General features: G+C 71.5%; 14 protein-coding genes and 4 tRNA genes. 9 read left to right on the forward strand and 9 right to left on the reverse strand.

Annotated elements, in window-relative coordinates:
* Positions 1-810: molybdopterin-dependent oxidoreductase (locus tag ACWEN0_RS49765; protein WP_451988771.1), on the forward strand; the 810-nt coding region annotated here is incomplete at its 5' end.
* Between the two features lie 6 nt (positions 811-816).
* On the opposite strand, the gene ACWEN0_RS49770 is transcribed toward ACWEN0_RS49765, so the two are convergent.
* Positions 817-1,758, reverse strand: a complete 942-nt coding sequence (locus ACWEN0_RS49770) for a LysR family transcriptional regulator (RefSeq protein WP_451988772.1) — start codon at positions 1,756-1,758, stop codon at positions 817-819.
* 72 nt (positions 1,759-1,830) lie between these two features.
* Between ACWEN0_RS49770 and ACWEN0_RS49775 the strand changes: the two genes are divergently transcribed.
* From ACWEN0_RS49775 to ACWEN0_RS49785, 3 genes are all read left to right on the forward strand, one after another.
* A complete protein-coding gene (locus ACWEN0_RS49775) occupies positions 1,831-2,172 on the forward strand; it encodes a CBU_0592 family membrane protein (protein WP_451988773.1) in 342 nt (113 codons plus the stop codon).
* 107 nt (positions 2,173-2,279) lie between these two features.
* Complete coding sequence (locus ACWEN0_RS49780; RefSeq protein WP_451988774.1) at positions 2,280-2,627, forward strand: ArsR/SmtB family transcription factor; 348 nt, start codon at positions 2,280-2,282, stop codon at positions 2,625-2,627.
* Entirely contained in the window at positions 2,620-3,144 is a 525-nt protein-coding gene (locus tag ACWEN0_RS49785) for an N-acetyltransferase family protein (protein WP_451988775.1), read from the forward strand. Before ACWEN0_RS49780 ends, ACWEN0_RS49785 begins: the two co-directional genes overlap by 8 nt.
* A gap of 10 nt (positions 3,145-3,154) precedes the next feature.
* Here the strand turns inward: ACWEN0_RS49785 and ACWEN0_RS49790 are convergent, their stop codons facing one another.
* Entirely contained in the window at positions 3,155-3,625 is a 471-nt protein-coding gene (locus ACWEN0_RS49790; RefSeq protein WP_451988776.1) for an ArsI/CadI family heavy metal resistance metalloenzyme, read from the reverse strand.
* A 74-nt stretch (positions 3,626-3,699) separates the two neighbouring features.
* Between ACWEN0_RS49790 and ACWEN0_RS49795 the strand changes: the two genes are divergently transcribed.
* Positions 3,700-4,104 carry a metalloregulator ArsR/SmtB family transcription factor gene (locus ACWEN0_RS49795; protein WP_451988777.1) on the forward strand — a complete coding sequence of 135 codons (405 nt, stop codon included), beginning with the start codon at positions 3,700-3,702 and terminating at the stop codon, positions 4,102-4,104.
* Here ACWEN0_RS49795 and ACWEN0_RS49800 read toward each other — a convergent pair.
* Positions 4,097-4,930: a hypothetical protein gene (locus ACWEN0_RS49800; protein ID WP_451988778.1), complete on the reverse strand. Its 834-nt coding sequence runs from the start codon at positions 4,928-4,930 to the stop codon at positions 4,097-4,099. The two genes, ACWEN0_RS49795 and ACWEN0_RS49800, sit on opposite strands and share 8 nt — an antisense overlap.
* Before the next feature lie 188 nt (positions 4,931-5,118).
* Here ACWEN0_RS49800 and ACWEN0_RS49805 point away from each other — a divergent pair, with 188 nt between their 5' ends.
* The 3 genes from ACWEN0_RS49805 to ACWEN0_RS49815 are packed head-to-tail and all read left to right on the forward strand — an operon-like array spanning position 5,119 to position 8,710.
* Positions 5,119-5,619, forward strand: coding sequence for a (2Fe-2S)-binding protein (locus tag ACWEN0_RS49805; RefSeq protein WP_451988783.1), 501 nt, complete (start codon positions 5,119-5,121; stop codon positions 5,617-5,619).
* Positions 5,616-6,623: an FAD binding domain-containing protein gene (locus ACWEN0_RS49810; RefSeq protein ID WP_451988779.1), complete on the forward strand. Its 1,008-nt coding sequence runs from the start codon at positions 5,616-5,618 to the stop codon at positions 6,621-6,623. Before ACWEN0_RS49805 ends, ACWEN0_RS49810 begins: the two co-directional genes overlap by 4 nt.
* Positions 6,620-8,710 (forward strand): xanthine dehydrogenase family protein molybdopterin-binding subunit, encoded by a 2,091-nt coding sequence (locus ACWEN0_RS49815; protein ID WP_451988780.1) that lies wholly within the window; start codon positions 6,620-6,622, stop codon positions 8,708-8,710. The genes ACWEN0_RS49810 and ACWEN0_RS49815 overlap by 4 nt, the downstream gene beginning before the upstream one ends.
* Positions 8,711-8,786: 76 nt before the next feature.
* Here ACWEN0_RS49815 and ACWEN0_RS49820 read toward each other — a convergent pair whose 3' ends face one another.
* The 6 genes from ACWEN0_RS49820 to ACWEN0_RS49845 form a co-directional block, all read right to left on the reverse strand.
* Complete coding sequence (locus ACWEN0_RS49820) at positions 8,787-9,356, reverse strand: QsdR family transcriptional regulator (RefSeq protein WP_451988781.1); 570 nt, start codon at positions 9,354-9,356, stop codon at positions 8,787-8,789.
* Positions 9,353-10,399 carry a lipase family alpha/beta hydrolase gene (locus ACWEN0_RS49825; protein ID WP_451988782.1) on the reverse strand — a complete coding sequence of 349 codons (1,047 nt, stop codon included), beginning with the start codon at positions 10,397-10,399 and terminating at the stop codon, positions 9,353-9,355. Before ACWEN0_RS49825 ends, ACWEN0_RS49820 begins: the two co-directional genes overlap by 4 nt.
* Before the next feature lie 216 nt (positions 10,400-10,615).
* A tRNA-Val gene (locus tag ACWEN0_RS49830) sits at positions 10,616-10,687 on the reverse strand.
* A gap of 1 nt (position 10,688) precedes the next feature.
* Positions 10,689-10,759: transfer RNA gene (locus ACWEN0_RS49835), tRNA-Cys, on the reverse strand.
* 23 nt (positions 10,760-10,782) lie between these two features.
* Positions 10,783-10,855, reverse strand: a tRNA-Gly gene (locus ACWEN0_RS49840).
* Positions 10,856-10,967: 112 nt separating this feature from the next.
* Positions 10,968-11,393: an SsgA family sporulation/cell division regulator gene (locus tag ACWEN0_RS49845; protein ID WP_033293569.1), complete on the reverse strand. Its 426-nt coding sequence runs from the start codon at positions 11,391-11,393 to the stop codon at positions 10,968-10,970.
* Between the two features lie 390 nt (positions 11,394-11,783).
* Here ACWEN0_RS49845 and ACWEN0_RS49850 point away from each other — a divergent pair.
* Positions 11,784-11,855: transfer RNA gene (locus ACWEN0_RS49850), tRNA-Val, on the forward strand.
* The last annotated feature ends 87 nt before the right edge of the window (positions 11,856-11,942 follow it).

The following is an 11,942-nucleotide window of genomic DNA, read 5'->3' on the forward strand; positions in this document are numbered from 1 at the left end:
ACCGAGGACTGGAGCCTGCGGCTGCACGGCATGGTCGACCGCGAAATCCGCTTCGGCTACCAGGACATCCGCAACCGGCCGCTGGTCGAGCGCACGGTTACGATGACGTGTGTGTCCAATGAGGTCGGTGGCGATTATGTGTCGACGTCGAACTTCGTCGGGGTCGACCTGGCCGACCTGCTCGCCGAGGCCGGGGTGAAACCCGGTGCCGAGCAGTTGTTCTGCACCAGCGTCGACGGGTGGACCTCGGGTACCCCGGTCGCGGCGGCGCAGGACCGCGCCCGTGGGGCGATGCTGGCGATCGGGATGAACGGCGAGCCGTTGCCCCTGGAGCACGGGTTTCCGGCGCGGCTGGTCACGCCGGGGTTGTACGGGTACGTGTCGGCGACGAAGTGGGTCGTGGACATCGAAGTGACGACGTGGGCGGCGCGGCAGGCCTACTGGCTCAAGCGCAGCTGGGCTCGCGAGGCGCCGATCAAGACCGAGTCGCGCATCGACTCCCACCGCGGGTTCGCGAACGTCCGAACGGGAAAGGTCCGGGTCGCGGGGGTCGCGTGGGCCCAGCACACCGGGATCGAGAAGGTGGAGGTCCGCGTCGACCAAGGGCCGTGGCAGGAGACCACGCTGTCACACGAGGTCAACCTCGACACCTGGCGGATGTGGTGGACCGAGATCGACCTGCCCGCCGGGGTGCACCAGGTGTTCTGCCGCGCCACCGACAAGTCCGGCTACACGCAGACCGACCAGCGCGCGGGCACCGTCCCCGACGGCGCGACCGGCTGGCACAACGTCACCTTCACCGCAGCGTGAAAGCGATCAGCCGGCGTGCGCCGAGTCCCCGGTCCACGCCGCGGCCACGTCGAGGCCGGCGGCGAAGGTGACGATCGCGTCGAGGACGGTCACCACCTCCTTGCGCGGCTCGGAGCGGGTGGTCCGGTGGCGGGCGACGAGGGTACGGGTCCCTAGCCCGGGCAGGGACACCGCCTTCACCCCGTCCGGCACGGCTTCCCGCACCGCGAGCGCGGGCACGAGCGCGATGCCCAGGCCGCCCGCGACCATCGACAGCGCCACGTTGTAGTCGTAGTAGCTGTGCCCGGGCGCGGGTGCCGCCGGGAGCCCGCGGCGGGTGCGCTCGGTGGCCGCGTGCGCCGCCGTTTCGGAGTCGACGCCGAGCCAGGTGAGGTGCTCGAGGTCGGCCGTGCTCACCGGGTCGGCCGTGCCGGTGGGAAGGATCACCAGCCACGGCTCTTCGAGCACGGGGACGTCCCGGGTACCCCGCGTCGGCTTCCCTCGGCCCGCCGGGCTTTCGTCTTCGAGGATGAGCAGGTCGACCGCGCCCGAGCGCAGGGACTGCAGCGCCTTCCGGGTCTCCATCTCGCGGATCACCACCTCCAGGGCGGGGAACTCCTCGCGCAGCCGGTGCAGGAGCGGGATCAGCAGGGTGCGGATGACGGACTGGAAGGCCGCGATGACGACGGTGCCGGTCACGTCTTCCCGAAGCGCGGCAAGGGCTTTGCGTGCGTCGATCAGTTCGGCCTCGATGTGTTCGGCGGCCTCGGCCAGCACCCGCCCGGCGGGGGTCAGGACGGCACCGGTGGGCTGCCGGTCCAGCACCGCGACACCGATCGACTCTTCGAGGCGGGCGATCTGCTGGGACACCGCCGAGGGCGTCAGGTGCAGGAGATCGCCGGCGGCGAGCACGCCCCCGGCACGGTGCACGGCCAGCAGGACGGCGAGCCGGCGCGGATCGATCTGCATTCAGCAGAGCTTAACCCCCTGAGCAGAGAACTTCGATTGCGCTGCACCCCGTCCGCCGGTCACGATGGCGGCATGGAGGAAATGTTGTCCCTGGCCGCCACCGCGGCCGGGTGGGCGGGAGCCCTCGGTACGGCGGCCGCGTACGGCCTGGTTTCCCGTCGCGTGGTCGAACCGGATTCGGCCACGTTCCAGTCGCTCAACCTGTCGGGCGCCGCACTGCTGGGAGTTTCGGCCGCCGCCAACGGCGCGTGGCCCGCGGTCGCGGCCAACTTCGTGTGGGTCCTGATCAGCGTCCAGGCGATGATCAGCGCCCGCGGCGTCGTGGGCGCGGTCCGCGCCCGCCTGCGCCGAAGCCGCGACCCGGTGGCCGGCCGGCGTCCAACGGTGCTCGTATCGCCGGAGGCCTGCCCGTGACCTCGCCGAAGCCGCCGTCGAACGCGTAGGTCGGAAACCGTCCGGACCGGACCATCAGATCCGGCCGCCTTCCGTCCCGGCCCTTCATCGTTTATCGTCGATGGACGATGAAGGGAGCACCCGTGCTGGACCGGGAGACCGCGAAGACCTATGCCGGGTGGTTCCGGGTGCTCGCCGACCCGACGCGCGTGCAGATCCTCAACCTGCTCGCCGAGACCGGCGACCCGATGACGGTGGGGAAGATCGTCGAGCAGGTCAGCGTGGGGCAGTCGACCGTCTCCGCGCACCTCAAGGTCCTCGCCGGCACCGGGTTCGTGCTGGTCGAGCCCAGGGGGACCGCTCGGCTCTACCGGGTCAACGAAGCGTGCGTGTCGTGCTTCCCGAGCGCCGCGGACGTCCTCATGGGCCGCGGTCTGCCGGACGCCTCCCGTCGACGTCGTCACCGCCATGACTGACACCCTCGCCCACGCCGCCAAGCCGGCCGAGGTCGTGACCATGACGGCCGGGCACGCCGGCCCAGTGCTGGCGATCTACCAGGCCGGGCTGGACACCGGCCAGGCGAGCTTCGAGCTCACCGCGCCCCCGTGGGAGACCTGGGACGCCGCGCACCTTCCGGAACATCGCCTGGTCGCGCTCGACCCGGCGGGGCGGGTCGTCGGCTGGGTCGCGGTCTCCGCGGGGTCCTCGCGGTGCGTGTACGCCGGGGTCGTCGAGCACAGCGTCTACGTCGATCCGCGGGCGCAGGGCCGCGGTGTCGGGCAGGCACTGCTGGCCGCACTGGTCGCCTCGACCGAGAACGCGGGCATCTGGACGATCCAGAGCGGCGTGTTCCCCGAGAACACCGCCAGCCGGGAGCTGCACGGCCGAGCCGGGTTCCGGGAGATCGGCGTCCGCGAACGCGTCGGCCGGCACCACGGCGTGTGGCGTGACGTCGTCATGATCGAACGCCGCAGCGCCCGCGTCGGCACTTAGGAAAGCGCGCTCAGGAGCAGCAGCCCCCCGGCTTCGCCGTCACGCCGGTCTCGGCGTCCGGCGTGCAGCACGTCGCCGGGGTGACCAGCGCGGCGCTGTCCGTGCCGAACGTCGTCGAGTCGCCCTTCACCGTGTAGACCTCCCACGGCTCCTTGCCCGGCCCGTGCACCCACACCTTGTCCTGCACCGCGTAGCAGCACGTGGTGTCGTCCTCGGTAAGCGTCTCGAGCCCTTCGCCGGTCAGCCGCTGGGTCGCGGCGTTGACCTGGTCGGTCGACTCGACCTCGACGCCGAGGTGGTCCAGCACCGTCTCCTGGCCCAGCTCGCCCTCCAAGAGCACCAGCTTCAGCGCCGGCTCCTCGATCGCGAAGTTCGCGTAGCCCGGCCGGAGCTTCGCCGGTTCCGCCCCGAAGAGCTTCGAATAGAAGTCGATCGATCCGGCCAGGTCTCCGACCCGCAGAGCCAGCTGTACCCGTGACATCCCGGCTACCTCCCTGCATAGATGTTTGTCTAAGCAGCATTGCCCACTGAATAGAAGCCTGTCAATATAGAGGTGTGTCGAAGGAACTGCCGCTTCTCGCGATGGACGCCTGCTGCGCGCCCCTGGCCCGGGAGCCGCTGACGCAGGACCAGGCGGTCGAGCTGTCGCACCTGTTCAAGGCGATGGCCGACCCGGTCCGGCTGCGGCTGCTCTCGCTGATCGCGTCCCACGCCGGGGGCGAGGCGTGCGTGTGCGACCTGACGGATGCCTTCGACCTGACCGGCCCGACCATTTCTCATCACTTGAAGGTGTTGCGCGAGTCCGGGTTGATCACCGGCGACCGGCGCGGCACGTGGATCTACTACCGCGTGCACCCGGAGGTGCTGGCGCGGCTGTCGGCGGTGCTGACGACCACGAGCGAAGCGGTCACCGGTCGTGCTCAGCCGGTCTCCGTCGCCGGCCCGGGAGGCCTCAGGTAGTGGTCGGCTGGTGCGCCGCCGCGTAGTGCGCGGTGGCGATCGCGCCGGTGACGGCCAGGACGAACCCCGCGACCGCCGCGGCGGTGAAGCCGGCCCGGACGTCGTCGTCCAGCACCACCACACCGATGAGCGAGGACACCGCCGTGTTGGTGGTGAACATGATGGCGGTGACCGCGGTGGCACGGCCGCGTTGCAGGGCCATCGCGAACGCGATCGCGGCGACCAGGCCGTTGGCGATCATCGCCCAGATCGCCGGCTCCAGGACGAGGCGCCAGACCGGACCGGACGCGTCGAGCGTGCGGGCGGAGACTCCGACGGCGCTGAACCCCAGCCCGGCGCAGAACCCCAGCACGATCGGCGACCATCGGCTGGTGCGGCGCTGAACGGCGAACGCGACGGCCGCGATCACGACCGCCACGCCGACCAGCAGCAGCTTCCAGCCGGTCGGCAGCGGCTGCGCCGGCCCCGGATCGGCGGACAGTCCGAGCAGGACCAGGCCGGTGGCGCCGACACCCAGAGCGGCCCACCCGGCACCGGCCAGCCGGACGCCGAGGATGGCGGAGATCGTCGCGGTGACGCCGACGCTGAAGGCGAGCACCGACTGGACGAGGAACAGCGGCAGGCGGTGCAGCGCGGCGGCGGCGAAGACGAACCCGAGCAGATCCACCCCGACGCCGAGGAAGTAGAGCGGCTGCCGCCGCAGCGCGACGAGGTCCTGGGGCGAGCCGCCGTAGGCACCGGCCCGGCGAACTCCGGCGGACTCGAGGATGGAGCCACTGCCGGAGGCGACGGCAGCCAGCACGGCGAGGACGTATCCGAGGATCACGGCCTGAGTCTGTCAGCTCGCCCTCGGGACCCCACACGTCGGCGGCCACTTCGGGCCGCCCGAACAGGCCCGCGCACCCGGCCGCTTCTGCCACCCCGCCGGAACCTGGGGTTTTCCGGCGGGGCGGCCGGGTAACCGGACAGCTCACGGACGAGGAGCGGCGCATGGCGACCACCGGAACCGCGGGCCTGTCCCGCACCATCGACCTGCGGGTCGACGGCACGGCGTACCGGCCTGACGTGGACCCGAGGCGGACCCTGCTGGACCTGCTCCGCGAACAGCTCGGGGTGACCAGCCCCAAGAAGGGCTGCGACCACGGGCAGTGCGGCGCCTGCACGGTGCTGCTCGACGGCCGCCGGGTGCTCGCCTGCTTGACCCTGGCGCTGACCTGCGACGGCGCCGACGTGACCACCGCGTCGGGCCTGTCCGGGGACGACGGCGTGCAGCAGGCGTTCGTCGACCACGACGGGTTCCAGTGCGGCTACTGCACGCCCGGCCAGGTCTGCTCCGCCGTGGGGCTGCTCGCCGAATTCGACGCCGGCGCGCCCAGCCACGTCACGCCGTCCGTTTCGGACACTCCGCAGTGGACCGATGAGGAGATCGCCGAGCGGATGAGCGGGAACCTCTGCCGCTGCGGCGCCTACGTCGGCATCGTCGCGGCGATCCGGCAGGCGGGGGAGAACCGGTGAAACCCTTCACGCTCGACCGGCCGGGATCCGCGGCCGACGCCGTCCGGGCCGTCGCGGCCGACCCGTCGGCGACGTACCTGGCGGGCGGTACCAACCTGGTCGACCACCTCAAGCTCGGGATCACCGCGCCGGGCCTGCTCGTCGACGTCTCGAAGCTGACGTCGTCCGGCATCCGCGAGGACGACCGCGGCGGGCTCGTCGTCGGCGCGGGCGTCCGCAACAGCGACCTGGCCGCCGACCGGCGAGTGCGGGAGCGCTACCCCGTGCTGGCCGAAGCACTCCTCTCGGGAGCGTCCGGGCAGCTGCGGAACATGGCGACCACCGGCGGGAACCCGTTGCAGCGCACCCGGTGCGTCTACTTCCAGGACGTCAGCACGCCGTGCAACAAGCGATCGCCGGGATCCGGCTGCTCGGCGCTGGGCGGCTACACCCGCTACCACGCGATCCTCGGTGCCTCCGAGCACTGCGTCGCCACCCACCCGTCGGACATGGCGGTGGCCTTGGCCGCACTCGACGCCGAGGTCCGCGTCCTCGACCCGGACGGGGAACGCGTCGTCGCCTTCACCGAGCTGCACCGCCTGCCGGGTGAGCACCCGGAGCGGGACACCGTGCTCGGCCACGGGGACCTGATCACGGAGATCACCCTGCCCGCGACGGCGTGCGCCCGGCGCTCGGCCTACCGCAAGGTCCGCGATCGCGCTTCCTACGCCTTCGCACTGATCTCCGTCGCGGCCGGGGTGTCCCTTGTGGACGGTGTGCTCGAGGACGTGCGGGTAGCGCTCGGCGGTGTCGCGCACAAGCCGTGGCGCGCGTACCGCGCCGAAGAGGTGCTGCGCGGCGAACGCCCGTCCCGGGAGGTGTTCCTGGCAGCGGCCGACGCGGAGCTCGCCGACGCCCGCCCGATCGACGGCGCCGATGGGGGGAACGCGTTCAAGGTTTCGCTCGCCAGGCGAACGCTCGCCGCAGTGTTGCGCGATCTGACCACCGAGGAGGCGGACCGGTGACCGGGTTGCTCGAGCCTTCGGCGATCGGCCAGGACCACGTGCGCCGGGACGCCGGCGCCAAGGTCACCGGCACCGCGCCGTACGCCTTCGAAGTGGACGTCGACCGGCCGGTCCACTGCCACCTGGTCCAGTCGACCATCGCCCTCGGGCGCTGCACCCGGGTCGGCACCGTCGAAGCCGAATCGCTCGACGGCGTCCTGCGGGTGGTGACGCCGTTCACCGCCGAGCGGCTCGCCGACACCGACGACGCCGAGCTGGCCGTGCTGCAGGACTGCGAAATCCCGTTCCGGGGCCGCGTGATCGGGCTCGTCGTCGCCGAAACCTCCGAAACCGCCCGGCACGCCGCCGACCTGGTCGAGGTCGAGTACGACACCGAGACCGCCGATGTCACGCTGTCCGCGGACCGCGACGACCTGTACAAACCGGACACGGTCAACCCGTCGTTCCCGACCGACAGCTCCGAAGGCGACGCGGACGCCGCCTTCCGCGACGCCGACGTCACCGTGGACCGGACGTACACCACGGCGATGTACCACAACAACCCGCTCGAACCGCACTCCACGACGGCGCTCTGGGACGGCGGAACGCTGACGCTGTGGGATTCCACGCAGGGCGTGCACCCCGCGCGCAAGAGCGTCGCGAAGGTGTTCGGGCTTCCGCTCGACCGGGTGCGGGTGATCAGCCCGTACGTCGGCGGCGGGTTCGGGTCCAAGGGCACCGTCCACGCCAACGTCGTGCTCGCGGCCTTGGCCGCGCGGGCGGTACCGGGCCGGCCGGTGCGGCTCGCCCTGACCCGGCAGCAGATGTTCGGCCTGGCCGGGTACCGCACGCCGACGATCCAGCGGATGCGGCTCGGCGCCGGCCGGGACGGGCGGCTGCGGTCGTTGCGGCTCGACGTCGTCGAGCAGACGTCGCGGATCAAGGAGTTCGCCGAGCAGACCGCGATGCCGGCGCGGATGATGTACGCCGCGCCGAACCGGAGCACCACGCACCGGCTCGCCGCGCTCGACGTGCCGGTGCCGTCGTGGATGCGGGCACCGGGGGAGTGCCCGGGCATGTTCGGCCCCGAGGTCGCGATGGACGAGCTCGCCACCGAACTCGGCCTCGACCCGATCGAGCTGCGCGTGCGCAACGAACCCGAGCGGGACCCCGACTCCGGGAACCCGTTCTCCAGCCGGGGCCTCGTCGAATGCCTGCGCACCGGCGCCGCGAACTTCGGCTGGGCGGAGCGCGACCCACGTCCCGGGAGCCGCCGCGACGGGGCGTGGCTGGTCGGCACCGGCGTCGCGGCCTCGGTCTACCCGGCGAACCGGATGCCGGGCTCGACCGCGACCGTCCGGTTCGAGGACGGTCACCACGTCGTCGAGATCGGCGCGGCCGACCTCGGCACCGGCACGTGGACGGTGCTGCCGCAGATCGCCGCCGACGCCCTCGGCGTGCCGGCCGCGCAGGTCGAAGTCCGGATCGGCGACACCGACCTGCCGCCCGCCACGGTCGCCGGCGGGTCCAGCGGGGTGGCGTCCTGGGGTTCGGCCGTGGTCGAGGCGGCCCGGGTGTTCCGCGAGAAGTACGGCCCGGACCCCGAAGACGGCGACGAAGCCCAAGGCGACACGCCGGAAAACCCGGCCGAGGAGCACTACGCGATGTACGCGTTCGGGGCCCAGTTCGCCGAGGCGCGCGTCAACGCCGACACCGGCGAGATCCGCGTCGCGCGGCTGCACGGCACGTTCGCGGCGGGCCGCATCGTCAACCCGCGCACGGCCCGGTCGCAGTTCCTGGGCGGCATGACGATGGGCCTGTCCATGGCCCTGCACGAAACCAGCGTCGTCGACCCGTGCTTCGGGCACGTCGTCAACCACGACTTCGCCGAGTACCACATCGCGGCCAACGCGGACGTCGCAGACCTCCGCGCGGACTGGCTCGACGAGCACGACCCGCACCTGAACCCGATGGGCACGAAGGGCGTCGGAGAGATCGGCATCGTCGGGACCGCGGCCGCGGTGGCCAACGCGGTGTTCCACGCCACCGGCGTCCGGGTGCGCGACCTGCCGATCACCTTGGACAAGCTGCTGCCGGGCCTGCCCTGACGGACAAGGCCGTTCGGACCAGCAGCCCGCGCTTCGTCGGAGGCCGGCGCGGCTCCGACCGGGCGCCTCGAGCGCGTCAGCGCAGCAAGTAGTGCAGGGCTCGTTCCGCGCGGTCGGGGTCCGGTGGCTCGCCCGTGATGGCGTCGGTGTAGACGAACGATTCGCCGACCCGGACGCACAGGTAGGCGAGGTCGTGCAGGCCGAGTTCCCCGGCGGTCAGCGCGCCTGCCTCGTGTTCGCGGGTCAGCAGTTCCTCGACCAGCGCGACGAGCCGAGGCTGGAAGGTCTGCTCGCCGCGGGTCAGCACGCGCAGCGCGGTTTCGGTTTCGGACGTGAGGAAGTGGCGCATCCCGGCGTGGGCCAGGGTTTGCCGGACGAACACGGACATCGTGTTCGCGATCCGCGTGCCGCCGGTTCCCTCCGCCGCGGCGTACGCCTCCCGGATGGTCCGCTCCCCGAGGCGCCAGATCACCTCGGCGAGCACGCCGTCCCGGTCGCCGAGCCACCGGTAGATCGTCACCCGGTTCACGTTGAGCGCCGCGGCGAGGTCGTTGACCTCGACCCGTTGCCGCGCGGTGAACATGCGCCGGGCCAGCTGGAGCGCGGCTTCGCGGTCGGGCTTCTTCCGGGTGCCGGGAGCGGTCATCGAGGGCAGCTCGCGGTGACGTAGCAGGCCAGGGGAGGTTCGGCGGGAACGCGGTGCGCCGCGACCGTCAGCTGGGCCGCGACCTGCACGGTCAACGTGGCGAACTCGAGCGGGCCGGCCACCGGGTCCGCCCCGGGCATCAGGAGCCGGCCGCAGGGCTTCGTGCCGACGCGGGCGGGATCGGCGGGCCCGGGGTGGGTCAGCGCGTCCACGGCGAGGGCCGAGGTGACCGGGTCCAGCGTGCCGATGAGCAGGTGCTCGGGCACGGCGAGCGGGCAGACGTCCTGCACGGCCACGTTCGTGATGGCGCCACCGCCGCCGTGCACCGACGAGGTGCCGTGGTCGTCGAGGTTGGGTTGCACGAACTCGTCGGTGCGGGAGTAGATCTCGGTGTAGCTGATGCCGGGAAAGGTTTCCTGGCCGGAGTTGAGGGCCTTCACGAAGTCCGAGTTCGCGCGTTGCTGCCACAGCGAGGCCGCGCAGTCCGGGACGCACAGCGCCGGCACGAGCACCGACCCGTGGTTGGTGCCCGCCATCCCGATCACGTCGTCCACCATGTCCCGGGTGTCCGGCCAGAACCGCAGCGACCAGCGCATGATCATGCCGCCCTGGCTGTGGCCCATGACGGCGATCTTGCGCCCGGCGAGCCGGTGCATCTCGCGGATGCCGTAGGTGACGTACTGCGCGCGGACCTGCATGTCGCCCATGTTGTAGCGGTCGGTCGCCGAATCCGAGGCGCAGTACGGAATCCCGAGTTTCCGGAAGAGCGGCTCGTAGGTGAAGCCGAAGTTCTGGTCGCTGTCGACGGTGGTGGCCGGAGTCAGCAGAACCGGCTCCCGGGTGGCGTCGCGGAGGTTTCCGGTGCACCGGAGGCTGTTCGCGAGGTCGGCGGCGGGAACCGTGAGCGCCGGTCCCGGATGGTCGACGGGCGCGTAGCCGGGCGTGCCCGCCACGGCGGCGTCAGCCGAACCGAGCACGCTGACCGCGGAGAGGAAGACCGTGGCGGTAAAGGCAAACAGGCGGCGTCGCCGTGGTGCGCGCATGCGGTTCCTCTCGACCGGCGCCGCCTCGTCGCGACGCTGAATGCAACTAAAACACGAAATGTTGCATCGGCGCAAACCCTGGCGGTCGGCGTGGAGCGGGAGAGGACTCGACGATGTGGGGGAGCGGCACGCCCGGAGCGTTGGCACACGAGAGCCCGGCCCCTCTGACGACTGAAGCCCGGCCCCTCCGAGGAGGGGCCGGGCTTCAGTCTTGCGTGCGCGATACTGGGATTGAACCAGTGACCTCTTCCGTGTCAGGGAAGCGCTCTCCCGCTGAGCTAATCGCGCGAGGTGGAGACGGGATTCGAACCCGTGTACACGGCTTTGCAGGCCGTTGCCTCGCCTCTCGGCCACTCCACCGTGCCAGGCTCGAGAGCCTACCGAGCGGATGACGGGATTCGAACCCGCGACCCTCACCTTGGCAAGGTGATGCGCTACCAGCTGCGCTACATCCGCATTCCGCGGTTCCGGGTGTCGGTGACCCCGTCGCCGTGGTGTGGGAAAACCATATCGGACCCCGAAAACGGCGGCGACACCGGGGTGTCACTCCGCCGTTGCAAGCCCGTCATCAGGCCAGATCGTGGGGGATGAGGTGGGTGAGCGCGTCGTCGACGTCGACCCACAGGTGCTCGTTGCCCGGCAGCACGACGTCGTAGGTCCGGTCGAGGAAGTCGGCCAGCTCCTGGGCGGACGCCTCGAACATGGCGTGCCCGGACGGCGAGTTCAGCTCGATCAGCACGGACTCGGGGTCTTCGACCGAAGGACGGATGCGGACGTCCCCGTCACCCGCGTCGGCCAGCAGGCCGTCCGCGAGGAGGTCGCGCGCGTACACCCATTCGACCCAGCCGGCGCGGCCGGTGCGGAAGGCGGCGACGACCGCGTACGGGTCGCGTGTGTCGTAGCGCAGCTCCACCTTGACCGGAACCGCGGGCGTCCGCGGCGCCAGCAGGTCGAAGACCGCCGTCGAGCGGAGCGTCACGTGATCGTTGCGCATCGTCCTACCCTTCGTCTCCCTTCCCGGCCCGGCCCGGCCGAGGGCGTCACCACTGGGACGCATCGGGAGGCCGAATCCGTCGCGGGTGCGCCGCACATCACCCGTCCGGGCTCATCAGCCCCCGTTGCGCCCGTGATCACCCCACGACGCGCGATCGACCGGCGCGCCCCGTGCGGACCCACTCCTCCATACTGCGCGGTTTAGCCGCCGGGCGATAGCACCGTCGCACGGGTGTCGAAAGTGCCGTCAGGCGGCCCCCTCCCGGCACAACCCCGGCTAGCTCGGGGTTGTTCGTTCCGTACTCGCCGGTAAGCGGAGTGTGGTCGGCCAGGACCACCCGTTTGCAGGCGCCCGGAAGTCGTACGCTAAAGTTTCCCCAACACCGCGAGCGGGCGATTAGCTCAGCGGGAGAGCGCTTCGTTCACACCGAAGAGGTCACTGGTTCGATCCCAGTATCGCCCACGCGAGAGCTGGTAGAGCCCTGTCTGCGGAGGTCGCAGACAGGGCTCTCGCTTTGTGTCCTGTGGGGGCCGAGCCCCCACGCCCCCG

The sequence above is a fragment of the Amycolatopsis sp. NPDC004378 genome, assembly GCF_053602455.1.

What these genes read in the sequence shown, in the direction of transcription:
- ACWEN0_RS49820 (WP_451988781.1), bottom strand. Translation starts at nt 9,356, where the DNA reads ATGACCGCTCCCGGCACCCGGAAGAAGCCCGACCGCGAAGCCGCGCTC.
- ACWEN0_RS49825 (WP_451988782.1), bottom strand. Translation starts at nt 10,399, where the DNA reads ATGCGCGCACCACGGCGACGCCGCCTGTTTGCCTTTACCGCCACGGTC.
- ACWEN0_RS49845 (WP_033293569.1), bottom strand. Translation starts at nt 11,393, where the DNA reads ATGCGCAACGATCACGTGACGCTCCGCTCGACGGCGGTCTTCGACCTG.
- ACWEN0_RS49785 (WP_451988775.1), top strand. Translation starts at nt 2,620, where the DNA reads ATGACTGACACCCTCGCCCACGCCGCCAAGCCGGCCGAGGTCGTGACC.
- ACWEN0_RS49780 (WP_451988774.1), top strand. Translation starts at nt 2,280, where the DNA reads ATGAAGGGAGCACCCGTGCTGGACCGGGAGACCGCGAAGACCTATGCC.
- ACWEN0_RS49790 (WP_451988776.1), bottom strand. Translation starts at nt 3,625, where the DNA reads ATGTCACGGGTACAGCTGGCTCTGCGGGTCGGAGACCTGGCCGGATCG.
- ACWEN0_RS49770 (WP_451988772.1), bottom strand. Translation starts at nt 1,758, where the DNA reads ATGCAGATCGATCCGCGCCGGCTCGCCGTCCTGCTGGCCGTGCACCGT.
- ACWEN0_RS49775 (WP_451988773.1), top strand. Translation starts at nt 1,831, where the DNA reads ATGGAGGAAATGTTGTCCCTGGCCGCCACCGCGGCCGGGTGGGCGGGA.